This window comes from Viridibacillus soli (genome assembly GCF_016612995.1).
GTDB lineage: Bacteria > Bacillota > Bacilli > Bacillales_A > Planococcaceae > Viridibacillus > Viridibacillus soli.
Map to the genome: position 1 here is coordinate 92,445 of NZ_JAEOAH010000005.1, position 23,021 is coordinate 115,465.

Annotated in this window: 23 protein-coding genes; all 23 read right to left on the bottom strand. The window is 38.1% G+C overall.

Annotated features, from left to right (window positions below; genetic code table 11):
• The 23 genes from JFL43_RS05650 to JFL43_RS05760 all read right to left on the bottom strand — a co-directional run bounded on the left by JFL43_RS05650 (position 1) and on the right by JFL43_RS05760 (position 22,977).
• Complete coding sequence (locus tag JFL43_RS05650; protein ID WP_100796520.1) at positions 1 to 312, bottom strand: YlxQ family RNA-binding protein; 312 nt, start codon at positions 310 to 312, stop codon at positions 1 to 3.
• Positions 309 to 587, bottom strand: coding sequence for an RNase P modulator RnpM (rnpM, locus tag JFL43_RS05655; RefSeq protein ID WP_100796519.1), 279 nt, complete (start codon positions 585 to 587; stop codon positions 309 to 311). Before rnpM ends, JFL43_RS05650 begins: the two co-directional genes overlap by 4 nt.
• 83 nt (positions 588 to 670) lie before the next feature.
• A complete protein-coding gene (gene nusA, locus JFL43_RS05660; RefSeq protein WP_100796518.1) occupies positions 671 to 1,813 on the bottom strand; it encodes a transcription termination factor NusA in 1,143 nt (380 codons plus the stop codon).
• A gap of 20 nt (positions 1,814 to 1,833) precedes the next feature.
• Complete coding sequence (rimP, locus tag JFL43_RS05665; protein WP_100796517.1) at positions 1,834 to 2,316, bottom strand: ribosome maturation factor RimP; 483 nt, start codon at positions 2,314 to 2,316, stop codon at positions 1,834 to 1,836.
• A 133-nt stretch (positions 2,317 to 2,449) separates the two neighbouring features.
• Complete coding sequence (locus tag JFL43_RS05670) at positions 2,450 to 6,784, bottom strand: PolC-type DNA polymerase III (protein ID WP_200748273.1); 4,335 nt, start codon at positions 6,782 to 6,784, stop codon at positions 2,450 to 2,452.
• Positions 6,785 to 6,867: 83 nt separating this feature from the next.
• Entirely contained in the window at positions 6,868 to 8,574 is a 1,707-nt protein-coding gene (locus JFL43_RS05675; protein ID WP_100796515.1) for a proline--tRNA ligase, read from the bottom strand.
• 38 nt (positions 8,575 to 8,612) lie between these two features.
• Complete coding sequence (rseP, locus tag JFL43_RS05680) at positions 8,613 to 9,872, bottom strand: RIP metalloprotease RseP (RefSeq protein WP_100796514.1); 1,260 nt, start codon at positions 9,870 to 9,872, stop codon at positions 8,613 to 8,615.
• Between the two features lie 47 nt (positions 9,873 to 9,919).
• Positions 9,920 to 11,065 carry a 1-deoxy-D-xylulose-5-phosphate reductoisomerase gene (locus JFL43_RS05685; protein WP_200748274.1) on the bottom strand — a complete coding sequence of 382 codons (1,146 nt, stop codon included), beginning with the start codon at positions 11,063 to 11,065 and terminating at the stop codon, positions 9,920 to 9,922.
• 17 nt (positions 11,066 to 11,082) lie between these two features.
• Positions 11,083 to 11,877, bottom strand: a complete 795-nt coding sequence (locus JFL43_RS05690; RefSeq protein WP_200748275.1) for a phosphatidate cytidylyltransferase — start codon at positions 11,875 to 11,877, stop codon at positions 11,083 to 11,085.
• A 3-nt stretch (positions 11,878 to 11,880) separates the two neighbouring features.
• The gene (locus JFL43_RS05695) at positions 11,881 to 12,666 is read right to left on the bottom strand and encodes an isoprenyl transferase (protein ID WP_100796511.1); all 786 of its coding nucleotides are present in this window, start codon (positions 12,664 to 12,666) and stop codon (positions 11,881 to 11,883) included.
• Positions 12,667 to 12,805: 139 nt separating this feature from the next.
• Positions 12,806 to 13,363: a ribosome recycling factor gene (gene frr, locus JFL43_RS05700; RefSeq protein WP_200748276.1), complete on the bottom strand. Its 558-nt coding sequence runs from the start codon at positions 13,361 to 13,363 to the stop codon at positions 12,806 to 12,808.
• Entirely contained in the window at positions 13,363 to 14,088 is a 726-nt protein-coding gene (gene pyrH, locus JFL43_RS05705; RefSeq protein ID WP_100796509.1) for a UMP kinase, read from the bottom strand. The genes frr and pyrH overlap by 1 nt, the downstream gene beginning before the upstream one ends.
• 87 nt (positions 14,089 to 14,175) lie before the next feature.
• On the bottom strand, positions 14,176 to 15,060 hold the full coding sequence (tsf, locus tag JFL43_RS05710; protein WP_100796508.1) for a translation elongation factor Ts: 885 nt from the start codon (positions 15,058 to 15,060) through the stop codon (positions 14,176 to 14,178).
• A gap of 100 nt (positions 15,061 to 15,160) precedes the next feature.
• Positions 15,161 to 15,880, bottom strand: coding sequence for a 30S ribosomal protein S2 (gene rpsB, locus JFL43_RS05715; protein ID WP_100796507.1), 720 nt, complete (start codon positions 15,878 to 15,880; stop codon positions 15,161 to 15,163).
• Between the two features lie 156 nt (positions 15,881 to 16,036).
• Positions 16,037 to 16,609, bottom strand: coding sequence for a hypothetical protein (locus JFL43_RS05720; RefSeq protein WP_200748277.1), 573 nt, complete (start codon positions 16,607 to 16,609; stop codon positions 16,037 to 16,039).
• A gap of 8 nt (positions 16,610 to 16,617) precedes the next feature.
• Complete coding sequence (locus JFL43_RS05725; RefSeq protein WP_100796505.1) at positions 16,618 to 16,929, bottom strand: RNA polymerase subunit sigma; 312 nt, start codon at positions 16,927 to 16,929, stop codon at positions 16,618 to 16,620.
• A gap of 15 nt (positions 16,930 to 16,944) precedes the next feature.
• Positions 16,945 to 17,715 carry a FliA/WhiG family RNA polymerase sigma factor gene (locus JFL43_RS05730; RefSeq protein WP_100796504.1) on the bottom strand — a complete coding sequence of 257 codons (771 nt, stop codon included), beginning with the start codon at positions 17,713 to 17,715 and terminating at the stop codon, positions 16,945 to 16,947.
• Positions 17,716 to 17,809: 94 nt separating this feature from the next.
• Complete coding sequence (locus tag JFL43_RS05735; protein WP_100796503.1) at positions 17,810 to 18,172, bottom strand: hypothetical protein; 363 nt, start codon at positions 18,170 to 18,172, stop codon at positions 17,810 to 17,812.
• The gene (locus tag JFL43_RS05740) at positions 18,169 to 18,666 is read right to left on the bottom strand and encodes a chemotaxis protein CheD (protein ID WP_200748278.1); all 498 of its coding nucleotides are present in this window, start codon (positions 18,664 to 18,666) and stop codon (positions 18,169 to 18,171) included. The genes JFL43_RS05735 and JFL43_RS05740 overlap by 4 nt, the downstream gene beginning before the upstream one ends.
• 1 nt (position 18,667) lies before the next feature.
• On the bottom strand, positions 18,668 to 19,300 hold the full coding sequence (locus JFL43_RS05745; RefSeq protein WP_100796501.1) for a chemotaxis protein CheC: 633 nt from the start codon (positions 19,298 to 19,300) through the stop codon (positions 18,668 to 18,670).
• A 19-nt stretch (positions 19,301 to 19,319) separates the two neighbouring features.
• The gene (locus JFL43_RS05750) at positions 19,320 to 19,766 is read right to left on the bottom strand and encodes a chemotaxis protein CheW (protein WP_200748362.1); all 447 of its coding nucleotides are present in this window, start codon (positions 19,764 to 19,766) and stop codon (positions 19,320 to 19,322) included.
• A gap of 26 nt (positions 19,767 to 19,792) precedes the next feature.
• The gene (locus tag JFL43_RS05755; protein WP_200748279.1) at positions 19,793 to 21,856 is read right to left on the bottom strand and encodes a chemotaxis protein CheA; all 2,064 of its coding nucleotides are present in this window, start codon (positions 21,854 to 21,856) and stop codon (positions 19,793 to 19,795) included.
• Between the two features lie 14 nt (positions 21,857 to 21,870).
• Complete coding sequence (locus JFL43_RS05760) at positions 21,871 to 22,977, bottom strand: protein-glutamate methylesterase/protein-glutamine glutaminase (RefSeq protein WP_234447630.1); 1,107 nt, start codon at positions 22,975 to 22,977, stop codon at positions 21,871 to 21,873.
• Positions 22,978 to 23,021: the final 44 nt, after the last annotated feature.

The window sequence follows — 23,021 nt, forward strand, 5'->3', positions numbered from 1 at the left end:
TTAGATTTCGTTGAGAAGCTCGGACAGTTTTTTTGCAAAACCGTTATCCACGATGGCCAATGAGACCCTTGCGTCTTTCCCAGTGGCATGTCCGAGATCGTATCTAGTCCCGAACTCCTGCAACTCAACGTTGAAAGAATGACATTTATCTTGCATTTTTTTGCGCGTATTAGCAGAGGCATCCGTTGCTAGAACGACAAGCTTTGCACTGTTATTACGCACTTCTTTAATAACTTGTTCTTCACCTGAAACGATTTTACGAGCTCGTGCAGCTAATCCAAGTAAATTCAAAATAGATTGCTCTGGCGTCATATTAACGACTCCTTGCGAATGACCTTTAAAAGATCTTCATATACTTGTTCAGGAATTTCAGCTTCTAATTGGTGCTTCAGGACATTTCTCTTTTTCGCTTCTGTAACGGCTACTTCGGATTTTGAAACATAAGCACCGCGACCAGATTTCTTGCCTGTAACATCTACCGAAACTTCTCCTTCTTTTGAACGAACGACTCGGATCATTTCTTTTTTAGGAAACATTTCGCCAGTTGCTACACATTTTCGTAAAGGAATTTTTCTGTTTATCGACATAAGAACACACCTTCCATATAGCGTAAGAACTTTTGGTCACCTTGGTTCTATAAAAGACGCCGTATGTGACCAAATGTTTTTACTTATTCTTCGTCGTCTTTATATAAATCAATCTCTACATCATCTTCTACAATTTCATCGTCTTGCGGTTCTTCGTAGATAGCCGTTATAGATTGACTTGGAAAAATGCCTAATTCTCTTGCATCTGTTTCACTTTTAATATCAATTTTCCAACCAGTTAATTTCGCTGCAAGACGCGCGTTTTGACCGCGTTTACCGATTGCCAATGATAATTGATAATCTGGTACTACTACTGTAGTAGATTTTTCTTCTTCATTCACTTGTACATCAAGTACTTTTGAAGGACTAAGTGCATTCGCAACAAATACAACTGGATCTTCTGACCATTCCACGATATCGATTTTCTCACCGTGTAATTCGTTAACAATTGTTTGAACACGAGCACCTTTTGTACCTACACATGAACCGACTGGATCGATTTCTTCATTGTGTGCAAATACAGAGATTTTAGAACGATCGCCAGCTTCGCGAGCAATTGACTTGATTTCTACAATACCTTGGAAAATCTCAGGAACTTCTAACTCAAATAAACGTCGAAGTAAGCCAGGGTGTGTACGTGAAACATATACTTGAGGTCCACGTGAAGTACGTTCTACTTTTGTGATATATACTTTAATACGCTCATGTGGTTGATACGTTTCGCCTTGGATTTGTTCATTTTGAGGAAGAACCGCCTCGACTTTACCTAAACCAACGTAAATATTACGAGGGTCTAAACGTTCCACAATACCATTTACGATATCATCTTCACGATCTACGTATTCTTCATAGACGATACCACGTTCTGCTTCGCGGAAGCGTTGGGTAACGATTTGTTTTGCTGTAGTTGCAGCAATACGACCGAAATTACGTGGTGTTTCTTCTTGTTCCACGATATCACCGATTTCAAAAGCAGGGTTGATTACTTGTGCATCTTCTAAAGAAATTTGCAAGCGATCATCTTCTACAACTTCTACAACATCTTTTCTTGAATACAAGTGCATTGTTCCGCGTGCAAGGTTTAAATCTACACGCACGTTTTGCGCTTGGTTGTAGTTCTTTTTATATGCATTAATAAGTGCTGCCTCGATTGCTTCAATAATGATATCTTGAGAGATACCTTTTGCTTCAAGTGCATTTAACGCACCAACCAACTCTTTACTCATTATCTATTTCACTCCTACTATTAACTTTCTGCGGAAAAGTCGATTGCTAAACGGGCTAATGCAATTTTTTCTTTTTCAATAACGACTTTAATTTTTCTAGTTTTAATCATAACGTCAAGCTCTGCACCTGCGTCTGTATAAGATCTTAAATAACCTTCAAATACTTTTATACCATTAATGGCTTCATATGATTTAATATGCACGAATTGACCTACAGCCTTTTCAAAATCGGCTTCTTTTTTTAGTGGTCGTTCTGCCCCTGGAGATGATACTTCAAGGAAATAATTTTGTTCTATTGGATCTGTTTCATCCAATTTCAAACTTAATAATTCACTTACTTGAGCACATTGTTCAATGTCTATGCTGCCTTCAGGATTATCAATGTAAACGCGTAAAAACCAATCGCGTCCCTCTTTAACGAATTCAACTTCGACTAATTCGAGATTTAAGCCTTCTACTATAGGCGTTGCAAGTTGTTCTATTTCTGAGATAACTTTGCTCATACAATCCTCCTGACTCACTTCATGTTGTCATAACAACAGAAAAGAGCGGGAAATCCCACTCTTTTGCTAGCGTTCTATCAACAAATTAATTAAATAAATGATAGCACAGTAAAGCCCAAAATGCAAATAAACCCTAGAACAGCGAGAGTTGGTTAGCATCTGGCATGCCTTCTAAACAACCGAGTTTATCCATGTATTCGATGAGCGTTTTTGAAACACGTCCACGTAGTTGCAAATCCTCTTTCGATAAAAACTCGCCATTTTCTCGCGCATTTACAATTGCTAACGCAACGTTATTCCCTAGACCAGGAATCGCATTAAACGGCGGAATCAAGCTATCGCCATCAATAACAAATTCTGTCGCTTTTGAGCGATATAAATCAATCTTCTGGATATGATATCCACGTTCACACATTTCAAGAGAAATCTCGAGTACAGTTAGTAAACTTTTTTCTTTCGTTGAAGCTTCTAATCCTTTTGCATCGATTTCATCAATTTTTGATTTAATCATTTGCGAACCATTAACCATTGCAATGAGATCAAAGTCAGATGCACGAACAGTAAAGTATGCGCAGTAATAAAGAATTGGGAAATGTACTTTAAAATATGCTATACGCACAGCCATTAATACATATGCAGCAGCATGGGCTTTCGGGAACATGTATTTAATTTTTTTACATGAATCGATATACCATGCAGGTACTTTATTAGCCTTCATTTCCGCTTCAAACTCTTCTGATAAGCCTTTTCCTTTACGCACTGACTCCATAATTTTGAAGGCTAAAGATGGATCCAATCCTTGATAGATTAAATACACCATAATATCATCACGACAACCGATTACTTCTGATAACACACAAGTACCGTTTTGAATTAATTCGCTAGCATTGCCTAACCATACATCTGTACCATGGGACAATCCAGAAATTTGGACTAGTTCTGAGAATGTTGACGGCTTCGTTTCCTCTAGCATTTGGCGAACAAATCGTGTACCAAATTCGGGAATACCTAATGTCCCTGTTTTACAATTGATTTGCTCTGCTGTAACACCGAGTGATTCTGGTCCATTGAAGATTTGCATAACATCCCTGTCATCAGTCGGAATCGTTTTAGGATCAATACCAGATAAATCTTGTAACATACGAATAACCGTCGGATCATCATGTCCGAGTATATCCAGTTTCAATACATTATCATGGATCGAGTGGAAGTCGAAATGGGTTGTTTTCCATTCTGAATCCTGCGCATCTGCTGGGAACTGAATTGGTGAGAAATCGTAAATATCCATATAATCAGGAACTACGATAATACCACCAGGGTGCTGCCCTGTTGTTCGTTTTACACCAGTACAGCCTTGTACAAGTCGATCCACTTCAGCACCACGGAAATTCAGATTATGATCACCTGCATAACCTTTTACATAACCATATGCTGTTTTCTCTGCCACCGTACCGATTGTTCCCGCACGATATACATACTCTTCACCGAATAATACTTTCGTATAGTTATGAGCTTGAGGCTGATATTCACCGCTGAAATTCAAATCGATATCAGGAACCTTATCTCCTTTAAATCCAAGGAAGGTTTCGAACGGAATATCATGGCCGTCTTTTTGGTACGGCGTGCTACATTCAGAACAATCCTTATTTGGTAAGTCAAAGCCTGAACCAACAGAACCATCATCAAAAAATTCAGCGTGCTGGCAGTTTGGACAAATATAATGTGGTGGCAATGGATTTACTTCTGTAATTTCCATCATCGTCGCAACAAGCGACGAACCAACAGACCCCCTAGATCCTACCAGATATCCATCATTTAATGATTTCTTCACGAGCTTATGTGAAATTAAATAAATAACAGCGAAACCGTGACCAATAATCGATTTCAACTCTTTCTCAAGTCGTGCTTCAACAACTTCTGGTAAATTAGGACCGTAAATAGAATGAGCCATATCGTAGCTCATATTACGTACTTCATCTTCGGCGCCTTCAATTTTCGGTGTATAGAGCTCATCTTTAACCGGTTTCACATCACCAATCATATTAGCGATTTTCTGCGGATTGGTTACGACGATTTCTTTTGCAATATCCTCACCCAAAAAAGCAAAGGCATCGAGCATTTCGTTTGTCGTACGGAAATGTACTTTTGGTAGTGAGTGACGATTTAATGGATTTGCTCCACCTTGAGAGCGTATTAATATTTGGCGGAAGATAGCGTCATTCTCATTTAAATAATGGACATTTCCCGTTGCTACAATCGGCTTGTCTAATTTTTTACCTAGCTTTATGATCTTACGAATGATATCTTCTAAGTTCCATTCATCACGTACAAGTTCACTTTCAATTAAATGTGAATAAACGGCTTTCGGATGTACTTCTAAATAATCATAGAATTTCGCAACTTGCTCTGCTTCTTCCATTGATTTTTGCATAACTGTGGTAAAAACTTCACCTTTATCACATGCAGAACCGATGATTAAGCCTTCGCGGTATTTGGTCAGCATTGAGCGTGTAATACGCGGTATACGATAAAATGTTTGGATATGAGAGAAGCTAACTAACTTAAAGAGGTTTTTTAAACCAACATTATTGACAGCTAAAATCGTACAGTGCGTTGGTCGAGCTCGTTTGTATGAGTCGCCTCCACCTATATGTTCGTTAAAATCATCGTGGTATTTAATGCCCAATGCATCAGCTTCTTTTAATAGATGTAATAGCAAGAAGCCTGTTGCTTCAGTATCATAAATGGCACGGTGATGTTGTGTTAAGTCGATATTGAATTTTTTACATAAAGTATTTAATCGATGACTTTTCATTTCTGGATGTAAAAAACGTGCCAGTTCCAATGTATCAATAACTGGATGATTCATATGGTCAATGCCCGCTTTTTTATAGGCTTCATAAAGGAAACCTATATCAAATGATGCGTTGTGAGCAACGACGATGCCATCGCCAATGAATTCATGGAATTTTTTAATCATATCGACAACTTCAGGAGCATCTCTTACCATATCATCTGTAATACTTGTTAATTCAATCGTTGTTGCAGAAAGAGGATGATGCGGGTTAGCGAAACTTTCGAATGTATCTACGACTTCACCATTCACAATTCTTACTGCAGCAAGCTCGATAATCGTATCGTAAGCGGCTGATAACCCTGTTGTTTCTACGTCAAAGACAACGAATGTATCGGTTTCAAGTAGGCGATGTTGTTCATCGTACGCGATTGGTATACCATCATCTACAAGATTGGCTTCTAGGCCATATAAAATTTTAATGCCATATTTCTTACCCGCGTTATATGCATCTGGGAAAGATTGCGCAACAGCATGGTCAGTTATAGCAATTGCTGGGTGACCCCATTTTGCCGCTTGTGCTACGAGCGCATCAACGGAAGAAACTGCATCCATTTGACTCATTGGTGTATGAAGATGGAGCTCTACACGTTTTTCACCTTCCGGGGCAGTATCTTTACGTAAGACGGGTCTGATTTCCATTATATCTTGTGCCATAACGATTAAATCACGAACAAATGTATCATTTTGAACGGAACCACGCGCTTTTACCCACATACCCTTTTTAGCTTGCTGCATAAGTGCCGCGTCTTCTTTATCACGAGAAAACATTTTCACTAAAATGGAGTCAGTGTAATCGGTAATTTTCAATGTCAAGAGTGAACGACCACTGCGCAATTCTTTCACTTCAGCATCGAAGACAAACCCTTCAATTGTAATGCGACGTTCTTCATCTTGAATTTGTTGAATTTCCATCATTGGCTCATCTTGTTTTATAGGAATACCAAGCTGGAATGGACGATCCGAAACATCGACGCCACCCGGATTGTCCTTGCGTTCTTTTTCACGTTTTTGCATATCTTCAACTGCTTTTTTCGCAAACGCTTCTTCTTCTATACGGCGTTGCTCTAAAAAGGCTATTTGTGCTTCCGCTAACGCTTCAGTTGATTCATTGAGCTGGAAATCAATAGGCATATGTGGGAAACCATATTTTTCATAAGCATCAGCTAAGATATCTGTATATTTTTTCTTAAGTGTCATCATTTCAAGCTCTTGTTGACTAGTAATCATCATCTTCTGACCATTCCACTCTGGCAGCTGTTTCACAAGTCCTTCTCGCAGAGGTGGTGAAAGTTCATCGATGTCTTCAATCACTTTCAACCAATAATCTGTTACAAGTTCTTTTGAAATAGCTTGCTGTGGAGCTTGAATATCCAATTCGATTTGAGCGATTTGTGCAAAAGCTTGCGTTAAGCGTGTTTGAAATTCAAGAAACACACGGAATGGTAAAATGGCAGACAGCTTGAGTGAAAAACGCCAAACTCGTTCTTTTTTGTGTACGGTCATTCTAGCTAATTCTGCAGCTTCGAAATAAGGCATATAAACGTCTTCTGTTAAATTAATTTGTTGTAGCAATCGTTGGAATTTCAACTTTGCGTCTTGCTCGTTCGTCATTTTCCCACCTACCTTTTGTAAAAAATACTGCTAAATAAAGAAAAGAAGTACATTAAAGTACTTCCCCCTTGACTCATTCGACATTACTCCGCGTTAAAAAAGTTATTTAAACGATCGAATAGCTCTTCTTTAGCCCATTCGAAAGTTTCGCCTGAATGTCTAAATTTCACTTCTAAAATACCTTCAGATGCTTTTTTACCAACAGTAACACGAACTGGTAAGCCGATTAAATCTGCATCCGCAAATTTAACACCAGCACGCTCTTTACGATCATCATATAAAACATCGTAGCGATATGATTGTAATAGCTTGTACGTATCCTCAGTTAAATTCTTTTGAGCTTCGTCTTTTTCATTCACTGAAATTAAGTGAATATCATAAGGCGCAATTTGTTTTGGCCAAACAAAGCCGTAGTTATCTTGGAATTGTTCTGCAACTGCAGCTAATACACGTGATACACCAATTCCGTAACAACCCATGATAAATGCTTGTGCACGTCCATTTTCATCAAGGAATGTTGCTTTCATCGGTTCACTGTATGTAGTGCCCAGTTTGAAGACATGTCCAACTTCAATACCTTCCGCAAATTTAATTGTACCTTTACCATCTGGAGAAGGATCTCCAACTTGGATAAAGCGTAAATCTTCATAACGGTCAATGGCAAAGTCACGACCTGGATTTACATTGATATAGTGGAATCCATCTTCATTTGCGCCACATACACCGTTGCGAATAGACTTAATAGCATTATCAGCAATTACTTTCACATTAACTGGTAGTTTCACAGGTCCTAGAGAACCTACATGACTGCCTAGTAAGTCAAAGATAGCTTTGTCGTCAGCTAATTCAACAGAAGTAGCATCTAATGCATTTTTTAATTTTATATCGTTGATTTCGTGATCACCACGAGCTAATACAACTACTAGTTCATCATCTACATTAAACACTAATGATTTAATGCAAGCTTCTGCAGAAACGTTTAGGAATCCAACAATTTCTTCAATTGACTTTTGATCTGGTGTCACTACTTTTTCAAGCTCTTTCATAGCTTCATCTGAGTGCGTATATTCTACATTCACTTCAGCCATTTCAATATTTGCTGCAAAACTTGATTCGTCAGAGTATGCTATTGTATCTTCACCGATTTCAGATAACACCATGAATTCATGTGTACCTGAACCACCGATTGAACCTGAATCCGCAATAACTGCGCGGAAGTTTAAGCCAAGACGAGTGAAAATATTCGTATAAGCTTTCACCATATCATTATATGTTTCATCTAAACTTTCACGTGTTGCATGGAATGAATAAGCGTCTTTCATAACGAATTCACGACCACGTAATAACCCAAAGCGAGGGCGTTTTTCATCACGGAATTTATTTTGAATTTGGTAAAGTGTTAGTGGTAATTTTTTGTATGATTTTACTTCGTCACGTACTAAAGAAGTAATAACCTCTTCATGTGTAGCACCCAATGCAAAGTCACGATTATGACGGTCTTTTAAGCGCATTAGCTCTGGGCCATATGCTTCCCATCGTCCTGTTTCTTGCCAAAGCTCAGCTTGTTGTAAAGCTGGCATTAACAATTCGATTGCATCGATTGCTTCCATTTCTTCACGAACAATCTGTTCTACTTTTTTAAGTACTTTTGTACCAAGCGGTAAATAAGAATATACACCACTTGTATTTTGACGAATGAAACCTGCACGTAATAAGAGCTGATGGGACTTAACGTCAGCATCAGCAGGTATTTCGCGTAAGGTTGGGATAAATGTTTTACTTTGTTTCATAAAAAACCACACCTTTTTGCGTTATTTATAATTTATTATTAAAAGAAAAATCGTTGAATATCATTCCAAGTAACGACGATCATTAAGATCATTAACAGCATAATACCAACAAAGTGTACCATACCCTCTTTTTGGCGGTCGACCGGTTTGCCTCGTATTGCTTCGTAACCGAAGAATAAAAGACGGCCACCATCTAATGCTGGTAGTGGTAATAAATTCATGATTCCGAGGTTAATGCTTAAAATTGCAGCCCAATTCATGACATTTATCCAACCGTATTTCGCCACTTCTTCAGTCGCTTTGTAAATACCTACAGGACCCGATAATGCATCTAGCGAGAATTTACCTGTTACAAGCATACCTAATAATTCGAAGATTTTCATAGTCCATCTATACGTTTCTTCTACACCATAAGAAAATGCTTTTAACGGATTTTTCTCCATTGGACTTACATATTGTACACCAATCTGCCCTACTTTTTGTTCATTCACAACGGCCTCTTTTGGCGTTAATGTAAACTGCTCTGCTTGTCCATTACGATTAACATCCAAAGTCATTTCTTTTTTAGGGCTATTTTGGATGGCTTCTGATAGTTCTTGCCAAGAATCAATCGTTTTGCCATTAATAGCGGTCACGACATCGCCTTTTGCCATACCTGCACTTGCTGCTGGGCTATCTTTCACAACATCAGCAATTATTGGTTCGTAAGTTGGAATCCCTTGAACCATACCGATGATAATAAAGATAATACAAGATAGGATAAAGTTAAATAGCGGTCCTGCGAAAATCGTCATCGCACGTTTCCCTAATGATTTTGAGTTAAATTGACGATCATAAGGAGCGATGATTGTTTCTGTACCATTTTCATTAATAACGGCATCACGTGCTACATTATAACGAACAAGTTTTTCATCCTCGTCATAACCTTCAACCCATAGTTCCTTTTGTAAATCTGCTTTTTCAACTTCCAAAAATAGCATATCTGGCAGTTGTTTGTTTTGATTTAAAACGATTTTCTCAATTTCATCTTTGTCATTGAGTTGCATACCAATTCGGTAACCAGGTTGTAGCTCGATATTGTCCATATCGTCCCCAGCCATTCTAACATAACCACCAAGTGGCAATAGTCGAATTGTATATAGCGTCTCACCTTTAGTAATCCCTAAAATTTTAGGGCCAAAACCGATTGCAAATTCTCTAACTAAAATACCTGAACGTTTTGCGAAAATAAAGTGACCGAGCTCATGGAAAAATACAATGGAGCCGAACACTACTATGAATGCAATAGTTGATTGCATCGAATCCCACCTTCTTCAGCTTGAAAAACTATCATTCAATCCTGTAGTTATTTTATCATGCTTTGAACTGATTTTCTCGTTTCTTTGTCTACGTGTAAAATAGTTTCTAGATCAGGTTGTAAAATGTTTACGTGTTTGTCCATAATCCGTTCAATAAGATCTTCAATTTCCAAGAACTTAATCTTTTCTTGTAAAAATGCCCCAACTGCTGCTTCGTTTGCTGCGTTCATCACTGTAAGAATTGTACCACCCATACGCCCTGCTTGATAGGCAAAATCAAGACAACGGAAACGTTTTAAATCTACATTTTCAAAATGTAATTGTGCAATCTTCGCCAAATCAAGGCGTTCTGCTGTTGAACGAGGTAACCGATTTGGATAGCTGAGCGCATATTGAATCGGTGTACGCATATCAGGTGTCCCTAGTTGAGCCATAATACTAGTATCATGATATTCAACCATTGAGTGAATAATACTTTCTCTATGTATTAACACATCAATATTATCATAAGCCACATCATATAAAACTGCTGCTTCAATGACTTCTAGCCCTTTATTCATCAATGTTGCTGAATCAATCGTAATTTTAGCGCCCATTGACCAATTCGGATGATTTAATGCTTCTTTTACGGTAACATCTTTCAAATCTTCTCGCGTTTGGTCGCGGAAGCTACCTCCAGAAGCCGTTAAAATTAAACGTGAAATGTCTTTGCGGTTCTCACCGTGCATTGATTGCCATAAAGCAGAATGCTCACTATCTACTGGTAGAATTGCAACATCATGTTTTTTCGCTTCTGCCATCACTAAGTGCCCAGCAGTAACGAGTGTTTCCTTATTAGCAATAGCAATATTTTTCTTAGCTCTAATCGCTGCTAATGTTGGCTCAAGACCTACACTACCTAATACAGCATTTACTAACACATCTGCCTCAGGACAAGTAGCTACTTCCACTAGACCTTGTGAACCAAAAACAAACGCCGTTTTAGGAAACTCTTTTTGCAAAGCTAGTGCATCTTTCTCAAGCTGAACAGATACTATAAGAGGTTTAAATTCTCCTACGATTTCACGTGTTTTTTCGATATTTTTCCCTGCAGAGAAGGCTACAAGTTGAAACGAATCCATATGGTCTCTCACGATATCCAACGTTTGGATACCAATAGATCCTGTTGCGCCTAGTAAACTAATTGATTTCATCAAAACAAACTCCTTCTTCATCCAACAAAGTGCAAGAAATGCAACAATGGTAATACAAATAATAAACTATCAAAGCGATCTAAAATACCACCATGTCCAGGCAAGATTTTACCCGAATCTTTTACATCATAATGACGTTTAATTGCTGATTCTACTAAGTCGCCCATTTGACCGAAAATTGAAGCGATAATCGTTACTATAATTAATGTTACATAACTTGTATCTATACCAACAACAAGCTGGTATATGATGGCAAAAAAGATAGCAGTGATAATCCCACCAACAAAACCCTCAATTGTTTTATTCGGTGAAATTTCTGGCCAAAGTTTATTTTTACCAATCTTACGCCCTACAAAATAAGCGCCAGAGTCAGTTGTCCATACAATAACAAGTGCATAGATAATATATTCTAACCCTTCTATACGTGTTTCAATCAAATAATGGAAACCGACACCTACATAAAGCGCACTAATGATGACAAAGCCAACGTCATCAAAAGTGAACTTATTTTTAATCAGTACTGTATAAATCAGTAACAAAATGGCCCCCAAAAATAGAAATTCCATTTTCGAATAAGAGGTAGCTTCCATCACTTTTGTTTCCCAAGCATTTGGCATTAGTAAAATAAACATCGTTAATAATGTTAAAATACCCTGTACCGAAAACAACGAAATGTCTTTCATTCTTAAAACTTCATACAGACCTATCGCTGCCATGGCATATACTAATAGTGTAAATGGAATACCCCCAAAAACAACAAATGGTATAAATAGCGCCGCAGCAATGACGCCTGTGATAATGCGCTGTTTCACGTTTTATTCCCCTTTCAATCCTCCGTATCGACGACTACGTTTTTGATAATCGTTCACCGCATCTAAAAGTGAATGTTCGTCAAAATCCGGCCAGAGCGTGTCAGTAAACCAAAATTCAGTATATGCTAGCTGCCAAAGCATAAAATTACTTAAGCGAGCCTCGCCGCTTGTACGAATTAATAAATCGGGTTCTGGTAACTCTTTCGTCATCAAATGCGCTGAAATACAATCTTCTGTAATGTCTTCCACCGCAATTTCACCATCTTGAGCTTTCTTTACTAATTGTTGCACAGTCGATACTATTTCAGAGCGACTGCCATAGTTTAGTGCAAAATTTAATACCATACCTGTATTATTTTTCGTGTCATCCATCGCTTTTTTAACAGCCTTTTGTGTATGTTCAGGAAGAGAATCCATTTCTCCAATCATAGCGATGCGAATATTCAGTTCCATGAGTTCTGGTGAAAATGAAGCTAAAAATTCCTCAGGTAAGCGCATTAAAAACTCTACTTCAAATTTTGGTCGTTTCCAATTTTCAGTTGAGAACGCATACAAAGTAAGAGCCTTCACACCAATTGCATTTGCGGCTCTCGTAATTTTACGAACATTTTTCATTCCTTCATGGTGACCAGCAACACGTGGCATTGCACGTTTTTTTGCCCAACGTCCATTACCATCCATAATGATAGCGATATGCTTTGGTACAAGTTCTCCGGTCACATCCGAAATTCGTTCCTGTAAATTTCGATTTTGTTTATCTGATTTTCTCCATACGAGTTTATTCAACATTTAGAATCCTCCACTAGCTTACAAATAGGAACGTATACTTCATCTATCATATCAAAAATAAGAATTCATTTCCTTAATCTTGTTAAAAAAAAAGACGTCCCCTTATTAGGACGTCTTTTAGAAAACAAGGTTCTTGAAATTAAACTTCCAGGATTTCTTTCTCTTTTTCTTTAGCAATTTCATCAACTCTTACGATGCTTTCATCTGTTGCTTTTTGAACATCTTCACCAAAGCCACGTAAATCGTCTTCTGTAATATCGCCATTTTTTTCAAGCTTTTTAAAATCTTCATTTGCATCGCGACGCACGTTACGGATGGCAACTTTTGCATCTTCAGCAGATCTTTTAACGACTTTTACAAGTTCTTTACGACGCTCTTCCGTTAAAGCAGGAATGGCTAAACGAATAACATTACCATCATTTGTTGGTGTAATACCAATATCTGATTTCATAAGTGCTTTTTCGATTTCACCTAGAACTGTTTTGTCATACGGTTGGATTACTAAAAGACGAGCTTCAGGAACAGATACACCTGCTAATTGATTAATTGGTGTTGGTGCACCATAATATTCAACTGAAATTCGATCTAATAGTGAAGCGTTCGCACGTCCGGCACGAATTGAACCTAATTCACGCGTATAAGCTTGAATTGTTTTTGTCATTTTTTCTGTAGCTTGAGCCATCACTTCTTTAGGCATTACGAATTCCTCCTAACAACTGTGCCAATAGTTTCACCTTGAACGGCACGTTTAATATTTCCATTCTCCATAATAGAGAATACTATGAGCGGGATATCATTGTCCATACAAAGTGTAGAAGCAGTGGAATCCATTACTTGTAAACCTTGCTGAATAACTTCTAAGTACGTCAGATTATCGTATTTAACTGCATCAGCATTTGTTTTAGGATCAGCTGAGTATACGCCATCTACATTGTTTTTTGCCATTAAAATAACATCGGCATTGATTTCAGCAGCACGTAATGCAGCTGTTGTATCTGTTGAGAAGTAAGGGTTACCTGTACCAGCCGCAAAAATCACAACGCGTTTTTTCTCTAAATGACGCACCGCTTTACGACGAATATAAGGTTCCGCCACTTGTGTCATAACGATTGAAGATTGAACACGTGTTTCAACACCAAGGTTCTCTAGTGAATCTTGTAATGCTAAAGCGTTCATCACTGTAGCTAACATACCCATATAGTCCGCATTCGCGCGTTCCATACCCATCTCGCTACCAATTTTACCTCTCCAAATATTACCGCCGCCAACAACAAGTGCAACTTCTACACCTAGGTCCACAACTTCTTTAATTTGTTCTGCTACTGATTTCACGATATTGGGTACAAGACCGAAGCCTTGATCTCCCGCTAAAGCCTCACCGCTTAATTTGATGACGACTCTCTTGTATTGTGGCATACTCATTGGAAACCTCCGTCACACTTTTTTTCTTGAAAAATAGGGAACACGAAAAGCTGTGCTCCCTAGTTTGATATGTTAGATGTGTATTAATTAGTTACCGTTAACTTGGTTCATTACTTCTTCAGCAAAGTTGTCTTCGCGTTTTTCAATACCTTCGCCCACTTCATAGCGTACGAATGATTTTAACGTACCGCCAGCAGCTTTCACGAAATCGCCAACTTTTTGGTCTGGGTTTTTAACGAATGGTTGGTCAAGAACACAGATTTCCTCGAAGTATTTACGAAGACGACCTTCAACCATTTTAGCTACGATGTTTTCTGGTTTACCTTCGTTAAGAGCTTGTTCAGTTAACACTTTACGCTCGTGATCAATTTCTTCTTGAGAAATTTGATCGTTAGAGATATATTTAGGATTTAATGCTGCAACGTGCATAGCTACGTCTTTAGCAACTGAAGCATCAGTAGTGCCTTCAACAACAGCTAATACGCCGATACGACCACCCATGTGTAGGTATGGTCCGAATGAGTCAGCATCTGTTTTTGTAGCGATTACAAAACGACGAAGAGTGATTTTTTCACCGATTTTAGCAATTGCATTTGAGATGTGATCCGCTACAGTTAAGCCATTTTCCATAGTAGTTGCTACTGCTTCTTCAGCTGTAGCTGGTTTAGTTGCTAATAGATGAGTTGCTAGTTCTTTTACAAGAACTTGGAAACCTTCATTTTTTGCAACAAAATCAGTTTCTGCGTTTACTTCAACAAGTACAGCTTCGTTACCTTCTTCTAAAATAAAAGTAGTACCTTCTGCTGCGATACGGTCAGCTTTTTTAGCTGCAGAAGAAAGACCTTTTTCACGTAAGAAGTCGATTGCTGCGTCCATATCTCCATCTACTTGTACTAATGCTTTTTTACAATCCATCATTCCAGCACCAGTTTTTTCACGTAATTCTTTTACCATTTGTGCAGTTACTGCCATTGATAGTTCCTCCTTGTGTAAATCATATAATGAATTCTATTATCTCAAAAAAAGGTGATAAGAGGGTTTAGCCGCTTATCACCTTTTTCTTACTTGTGAATTACTCTGCTGCAGCTTCAGTAGCTGGAGCTTCTTCTTCACCTTGTTTAGACTCAATTAAAGCGTCAGCCATTTTTGCAGTTAATAGTTTAACGGCGCGAATTGCATCATCATTTGCAGGAATAACATAGTCGATTTCATCTGGATCACAGTTAGTATCAACAATACCTACAAGAGGGATGTTTAGTTTGCGTGCTTCAGCAACAGCAATACGTTCTTTACGAGGATCTACAACGAACATAACATCAGGAACACCTTGCATGTCGCGGATACCGCCTAAGAACTTAACTAAACGTTCGTGTTGTTTTTTAAGTTGAACAACTTCTTTTTTAGGAAGCACAGCAAAAGTACCGTCTTCTTCCATTTTTTCGATTTGTTTCATACGTGCAACACGTTTTTGAATAGTACCGAAGTTAGTTAAAGTACCACCTAACCAACGTTGGTTAATATAGTAGTTACCAGAACGCTCTGCTTCATCTTTGATAGCTTCTTGTGCTTGTTTTTTCGTACCAACGAAAAGAACTTTACCGCCATCAGCACCAACTTGGCGCATGAAGTCATAAGCTTCCTCTAATTTTTTAACAGTTTTTTGTAAATCGATAATGTAGATACCGTTACGTTCAACAAAAATGTATTTCTTCATTTTTGGGTTCCAACGGCGAGTTTGGTGACCGAAGTGTACACCAGCCTCTAGTAATTGTTTCATAGAAATTACTGACATGTTTGTTTCCTCCTGAAAATGGTTTTTTTGTCCTCCGCATTCGTCATTTGTAAGAGTAACTCTATCAAAAGAGCACCTGCTCCATACATCAGAATACGTGTGTATTGATAACACCACTTGCTACTATAGCATAAAACATTATCAACTGCAACTAATTTAGCGCTGAAATTTGAGTAATAATTCAATTTCAGTCTTTCCCTTTTGTAAGGATTTCGCGATTTCTTCTATCGTTCGTCCTTTAGAGTATAATTCGCGAACTTGCTCTTCTACTGTAAGTTCTGCAACTGCTGAAGTTTCTTTTACAGCTTGAAGCACTTCATCAAAAGGTTGTTGCTTATTTTGTGGCTGTGGTTGGTTTTGTTTATAGGCTTTTGCTACAACATTTTTGGCCATATTGTAAGTTGGTAATAAAAACGCTTCTTCGTTTTTTTGCCCTTGTTCGCGTTCAGGTACAGCTGTTATTTCTTTGCTTTTCACAAGCTGTTCTTCAGGCTCACTTTGTGGTGCTTTTGCCAATCTATTTATATTAGAAAGTTCTTCGATTAATCGATTGTTTTCATCGCGCATCTCGGCCAAATAGGCACCAACAGCGTTATCCATCTCATCTTTTAAACGTTCTTGTTTTAATTCGATATCTTTAAAACGAGAAAGCTTTGTATAGAGCATGACGATAAGAAAGAAGCTGATCACTTGCGAGATAAATAAAAAGACCAGTATTGCTGCTACCATTGTTGCTCCTAACCGCTAAAATCCACGAATTGCCCTTTATATGGGTGTTTAGCTCTTTCGTTCGCTTCTTCTGACTCCTGCTTTTGCTTTCCGTGTTTGCCACTACCTGATTGATCGTTAGTAGATGGCTCTTCATCATTAATTTCATCCGTACTCTCTGATTGTAATACAGCAGTACGATTTCGTTCAATTTGACGTTGCAAAGCAGCATTTGCTGAATCTTGGTTTACGTTTACTTGTTGTTGTGCTTGGTCAGCCATTTTACCTGCTTCAAATGTTTTTGGAATGGCTATTTGAAGCTCGACACCTTTTAAGCTCATACAACATGCCTCCATTTATGCATTTTGCATTTCAGATGATAATAAATTACGCAATTTAAATAATGCTTTTGAATGGATTTGAGAAATACGAGAAGTTGAAAGCTCCAGCATCTCTCCAATTTCAGTGAGTGTCATTTCCTCTGTATAAAATAGACTTAAAACGAGTTGTTCTTTTTCATTTAACTTCAATATATTGTCGGCAAGATCCCCTAAGAGTTCAGTTTTCACAACTTCTTGTTCAGGCGTTTTAACCGATTCGTCGCGAATAACAAATGATTTTCCTTCCTGATCATCCTGGTCTTGCGACTGTTCGTCCATAGACAATACATTTGAAATAAAATGCTCCTGCATTGTTTGATAAATATCATCGACGGATACGTCTAAAGTAACAGCAAGTTCTTCTGGTGTTACATGACGCATTAGGCGTTGCTCAAGCGATTCAATTTGTGCATCTAATTTCTTCGCTTTTTCGCGGGCAGAACGAGGAAGCCAATCTTCTTTTCTAAGACCGTCGATTATAGCACCGCGAACACGGAACGATGCATACGTGTCAAACTTCAAATCCCGAGTTGGGTCAAATTTGTTTAATGCATCGAATAGTCCCATCATACCAAGGCTTGTTAATTCATCCCTAGACACGTTTTTAGGTAAGCCGGTACTAATACGCTGGACGTGATAGGATACTAAAGGGATATACTTTCGTATTAGCAAGTCTCCTGCACGAGGATCTCGTTCAGCAGTCCAGCTACTCCAAAGCTTCTGCTCTTCATTTACAGTTGGTTGCATCGCCGAATCCCCCCATTTAGTAAAGTACGATTTGTATATCTTGTATATCAAACCTTAACTGGAAAATCAGAGCTGTTTTTTAGCAGCTCTATGATTATTTAATATCTTCTAACATCATTGATTGAACTGCTTTCGCTACTTCTTCTGCGGTTTCTTCAATTTTGTTATTATTTGTTTGAACTGCCAGTTGTTCATTTGTTTGTTGTATATTCTTTATTTGTCCATCTTCAGTAAGCGCGGTCTCTTCCGAAGCTGCAGCCTCTGATTGTGGTGTAAAAAACACAAATGCAATGACAAAACGCACTAAGAATACAACTAAAAAAATGACTACAGCAATAATAAATGAGTTAGTTAATATCGTCGTTGGCGTCTTAGGTGATTGGAATGTCATAAAAAAGTAAATTGAAAATCCAATCAAAGCAGCCCAACAGTTCCATAATATCGAGCCAACCATCATATATCTTTCACTCCTTGGTTTACTGTTCGAATATTTAATTTGGCAGTTTGCGGATCAAATTCAATTGTTCGACCGCTACTTCCACCTATCTCTTCCGCAATAAGTGGTATTGAGAATTTTTTTAACTGCAACTTTACTGCTTCTACATTACGTGGGCCAATTCTCATGGAGTCTCTGCTTGATGTGAATTGGAACATTTGCGCTCCTCCAGCTATTTTTGCTTTTAGCTTAAAAGGTTGTATTCCTTCTTGCTTTAACTGATCAATCATTGCCGGAATACCTGTATCGGCAAATTTCGCCACATTAATTGAATCTGATCTACCAAGCTGAGAATCTGGCAGCATAACGTGAATTAAGCCCGCTACCTGTTTTGATTCATCATACAATACTACCCCCACACAAGAACCTAATCCGGATGTTCTAATTCTATCCGGTGCTTTTGCCACGTCCATTTGAGCAATCCCGACTTTAACTACCCCAACACTACCAATCATATTAGGAAACTCCTAATGATCTAAAAATAGATTCAAAGGAGTCTGGGTCCGGCAATAAGAAGAAATGCCCTCGAACCGTTTCTGTATCTCCCATATGTTCTTCATAAATCGTAGTATCAATCACAATAACATGATCGCTCACTTGAGATACTTCGATTAATCCAAAACTAATAATAGCACCAAACATATCTACACTTAACGCAGGTGGGGTCGGATAAATTTTCAAACCAGTAAAATCTGAGAGTGCTGACAAATATGAACCAGATAAGATATTACCAAGTTCTTGCATTGCGGATAAACCTAATTCTGAAACAGGCGATTTCCGAAAATCAAAGTCGTCATCTCTTATTAATTTTTGAATAAAGTGATTAGCTTGTTCGATAGGTAGAATAAAGAACATGCCACCTTGTGCATCTCCTTCAATTCGTAAGTAGATGCCAGCGACTACTTTTTCAGCACCGCCGCCTCTTTCCATCATGTCATTAAATGACACCATTTCAACTTTCGGTACACGCATATCTATTTTCGTATTTAATAAGGATGAAAGAGCTGTAGCAGCATGCGCTGCCCCGATGTTCCCAATCTCTTTCAAGACATCTAAATGTAGTGACGTGATTTTATTATGAAATGTCATAGGTCGTCCATACCTTTCTTTACTTTAACGTATTTAGTACTTTGTCTAAATGAAGCAAAATAAGAAGGCGTTTACCGACTTTTGCAACACCTGATATGAACTCTTCTTCCAATGAACCAACAACTTCTGGCTGTGGTTCAATCGATTCTTTCGGAATATCCATTACATCATTTGCTGCATCTACGATGAATCCTACTTCCATTTCATCCAATGAAATAATGATAATTCTTGTACTGTCATTATCTCCTGAAGTATTTAAGTCAAAGCGTTCGCGTAAATCAATGATCGGCGTTACGACACCTCGTAAGTTGATAACACCTTTCACGTATCGCGGTGTTTTTGGAACACGTGTAATATGCATTGTTTTTTCAATTCCTTGCACTTGATTAACAGGAATTGCGTATTCTTTATCTGCTAATTGAAAAACAATTACTTTCAAGCTTTCTACATCGAGCGTATTTGCCATCATTTACACCTCTTTCTACCATTTCATTATTTAATAAGCGCGTTACAATCAACGATTAAAGCAACTTTTCCGTTACCAAGGATCGTTGCACCTGAAATTGCAAAGACATTTGTTAAATAGTTTCCTAATGCTTTCAAGACGATTTCTTGTTGACCAATGAATGAATCAACAACTAATCCTGCCATTTTTTCACCTTTACGAACAATGACTACTGAATGGAATTCATCATCAGCCGTTTCGTTGCGAGGTACTTCAAAGATTTCTTCTAAAAATACTAGTGGCACAACTTTACCGCGGAAATCAATTACTTTTTGATTATGCGCATTCATAATATCTGATGAGCGAATAATCGATGTTTCGATTATTGAAGATAAAGGAATTGCATATATTTCTTTTTCAATTTCCACAAGCATCACTGAAATGATCGATAATGTTAATGGTAATTGGATTGAGAATAATGAACCTTTGCCTTCAGTCGATTCGATTGTAATGTTACCGCCTAAAGATTCGATTGTTGACTTAACGACATCTAGCCCTACACCACGGCCTGACACGTCTGAAATAACGTCTGCTGTTGAGAATCCTGATGATAAAATCAATTCATTGACCTGGTTATCTGTCATAGATGCAGCAACTTCTTTTGATACGACACCTTTAGATATTGCTTTAGAGAGAACTTTTTCACGGTTAATTCCTGCTCCGTCATCTTCTAATTCAATAAAGACATGATTACCGCTATGGTATGCACGAAGAACGATTGTACCTTCCTCTGGTTTGCCTTTTGCACGACGTACTTCAGGGCTTTCAACACCATGATCTAAACCGTTTCGAATTAAATGAACAAGTGGATCACCGATTTCATCGATTACTGTACGGTCTAATTCCGTTTCAGCTCCGATAATTTCTAAATTTACTTTTTTGTTTAATTCACGTGTTAACTGACGCACCATTTTCGGGAAACGGTTAAATACAGTTTCAACTGGTACCATGCGCATAGTTAAAATAATATTTTGAAGGTCACCAGAAATTCGGGACATTCTTTCAACCGTTTCGTTTAATTCGCTATGATTTAATTCTGAAGCGATTGATTGTAAACGCCCACGATCGATCACTAACTCTTCAAACAGATTCATTAAAATATCCAAACGTTCGATATTCACACGAATTGTTTTACTAGTTGCATGGCCAGCGCCGTTTTTAGCAGGTGCTTTCTTGGCAGCAGGAGCATCTGCTGGAGCTATTTTCACCACTTCTTGCTGTGGTTGTTCTAAAACGACCTGTTCAACTTGTGCTTGCTCTGTCGGTCCATGCATTGCTTTTGCTAAGGCTTGATGGTCAATTGATTGCACAATTACACGATCTACTTCAGATACTTTTAATAATTTTTTTTCGATGTCTTCAGCCGGTTCTTTTGTAACAAAAGCAATATAGAAATCATTATCAAATTGCTCTTCTTCTAGCTTATCAACTGACGGGGACGATTTAATAACATCACCCATTTTTTCTAGTAATTCAAAGACCATATAAACACGTGCAGCTTTTAATAAACAATCTTCACGAAGATGAACTGCAATTTCATATGTCATGAAATCTTGCTCTTGTGATTGTTGAATAACGGTTAGTTCAAAATCATCATATTCTAGTAGTGCCGCTGCTTCTACATTCGTTGTAGCAGCTACTTCATTATTTTGAACAGAACTATTTAGCGCTTCACCTAATTCAATTTTCTTCAGTAGCTCAACTGTTGCAATAACATCTTTTTTACCGTCTCCACCACTTGCAATGTCATTTACCATCTCTTCAAGATGGTCTACTGATTCAAATACGACATCCAAAATTTCTGGTGTTACCTTTATTTTATCGTTACGGATTGCATCTAAAACATTTTCCATTTTATGCGTTAAATCTGCTAAATCTTCGAAGCCCATTGTTGCTGACATACCTTTTAACGTATGGGCATTACGGAAAATATCATTCACAATTGCTAAATTTTCTGGATTTTTTTCTAATTCAAGTAGACTTTCACTACAAGATTGAAGATGCTCTTTACTTTCGTCAATAAACACTTCTAAATATTGATTCGTATCCATCGAAAGGCCCCCCTTTAAGGCAAATATTTCATTATCGTTTCTGCAATATCATCTACATCCGCTACTTCATCAACTAAGCCGGTTTCGAAAGCCGCCTTTGGCATTCCATACACAATACATGTATTGGCAGATTCAGTAATGGCAATAACTTTTCCAGTATTCTTTAATTGGATTAAGCCTTTTTTTCCATCAGCACCCATTCCTGTCATAATGACAGCTACTTTGTCGATCTCATTAAACTGACTATTATCTTCAAAGAGTACGTCGACAGATGGCCTATGTCCTCCGCGTGGCGGTTCCTGATCGTCCAGTAAGATACCATAAGTCATCCCTATCTTCCGGAGCTTCATATGATAACCACCAGGTGCTATGTAGGCGACACCATCTTGTAAAACATCGCCATTTTCAGCTTCTTTCACTGTGATTTTCGCTAGCTGATTCAAACGATTGGAAAGTGACTTTGTAAAACCAGCGGGCATGTGCTGGACAACTAATATTGGCGCCTTAATAGTTGCTGGTATTCTAGTAAGAACCTCTTGCAAAGCTCGTGGCCCACCTGTAGAAGTACCGATAAGTACCATTTTTTTAGACTGCGCTGACCATTCTGATTTTACGTTAGTAACAGCCATTTCAGTATTTCTTTCCTGTCGTTGTATTCTCGGTATCCTTCTTGTCGAAAACCTTGTATCACTCTGTTGTCCTGTCACTATGGATGTAGGTGCTGTACTAGGTTTGACGCTCGAATTACGCAGTTTGGATACTTGGACATTCGCGGCTTGTTCAACCTTAAATACAAGATCTTCTTTGACTTTATGTAAATCAAGTGAAATCGTTCCACTTGGCTTCGCTATAAAATCCACTGCACCATTCGCCATAGCATCTAAAGTTGAATTAGCACCCCGCTCTGTCATGCTGGACAGCATAACAACAGGTACCGGAGATTCTGCCATGATTTTTTTTAGTGCCTCTAAACCATTCATTTCTGGCATTTCAATATCCATAGTCACGACATCAGGCTTTAGAATTTTTATCTTTCGTAAAGCATCATTACCGTTACGAGCTGTGCCAACAACTTGCACTTTAGTATTATCCGTAAAAAAATCTGAGATGAGCTTCCTCATAAAAGCGGAGTCATCAACGATGAGTAACTTTTTTTGTTGAGAAA

Coding starts and splice junctions, on each gene's coding strand:
- rseP (WP_100796514.1), bottom strand. CDS start 9,872: ATGCAATCAACTATTGCATTCATAGTAGTGTTCGGCTCCATTGTATTT.
- JFL43_RS05740 (WP_200748278.1), bottom strand. CDS start 18,666: ATGATTGGTAGTGTTGGGGTAGTTAAAGTCGGGATTGCTCAAATGGAC.
- JFL43_RS05760 (WP_234447630.1), bottom strand. CDS start 22,977: ATGAGGAAGCTCATCTCAGATTTTTTTACGGATAATACTAAAGTGCAA.
- JFL43_RS05735 (WP_100796503.1), bottom strand. CDS start 18,172: ATGATGGTTGGCTCGATATTATGGAACTGTTGGGCTGCTTTGATTGGA.
- JFL43_RS05755 (WP_200748279.1), bottom strand. CDS start 21,856: ATGGATACGAATCAATATTTAGAAGTGTTTATTGACGAAAGTAAAGAG.
- rpsB (WP_100796507.1), bottom strand. CDS start 15,880: ATGTCAGTAATTTCTATGAAACAATTACTAGAGGCTGGTGTACACTTC.
- JFL43_RS05685 (WP_200748274.1), bottom strand. CDS start 11,065: ATGAAATCAATTAGTTTACTAGGCGCAACAGGATCTATTGGTATCCAA.
- JFL43_RS05650 (WP_100796520.1), bottom strand. CDS start 312: ATGACGCCAGAGCAATCTATTTTGAATTTACTTGGATTAGCTGCACGA.
- JFL43_RS05750 (WP_200748362.1), bottom strand. CDS start 19,766: ATGGCAAATACGCTCGATGTAGAAAGCTTGAAAGTAATTGTTTTTCAA.
- tsf (WP_100796508.1), bottom strand. CDS start 15,060: ATGGCAGTAACTGCACAAATGGTAAAAGAATTACGTGAAAAAACTGGT.
- rnpM (WP_100796519.1), bottom strand. CDS start 587: ATGTCGATAAACAGAAAAATTCCTTTACGAAAATGTGTAGCAACTGGC.
- JFL43_RS05670 (WP_200748273.1), bottom strand. CDS start 6,784: ATGACGAACGAGCAAGACGCAAAGTTGAAATTCCAACGATTGCTACAA.
- nusA (WP_100796518.1), bottom strand. CDS start 1,813: ATGAGTAAAGAGTTGGTTGGTGCGTTAAATGCACTTGAAGCAAAAGGT.
- JFL43_RS05730 (WP_100796504.1), bottom strand. CDS start 17,715: ATGCAACCAACTGTAAATGAAGAGCAGAAGCTTTGGAGTAGCTGGACT.
- frr (WP_200748276.1), bottom strand. CDS start 13,363: ATGCCTAAAGAAGTGATGGCTCAAGCTACAGAAAAAATGACAAAAACA.
- JFL43_RS05725 (WP_100796505.1), bottom strand. CDS start 16,929: ATGAGCTTAAAAGGTGTCGAGCTTCAAATAGCCATTCCAAAAACATTT.
- rimP (WP_100796517.1), bottom strand. CDS start 2,316: ATGAGCAAAGTTATCTCAGAAATAGAACAACTTGCAACGCCTATAGTA.
- JFL43_RS05720 (WP_200748277.1), bottom strand. CDS start 16,609: ATGGTAGCAGCAATACTGGTCTTTTTATTTATCTCGCAAGTGATCAGC.
- JFL43_RS05675 (WP_100796515.1), bottom strand. CDS start 8,574: ATGAAACAAAGTAAAACATTTATCCCAACCTTACGCGAAATACCTGCT.
- pyrH (WP_100796509.1), bottom strand. CDS start 14,088: ATGAGTATGCCACAATACAAGAGAGTCGTCATCAAATTAAGCGGTGAG.
- JFL43_RS05745 (WP_100796501.1), bottom strand. CDS start 19,300: ATGACATTTCATAATAAAATCACGTCACTACATTTAGATGTCTTGAAA.
- JFL43_RS05695 (WP_100796511.1), bottom strand. CDS start 12,666: ATGTTGAATAAACTCGTATGGAGAAAATCAGATAAACAAAATCGAAAT.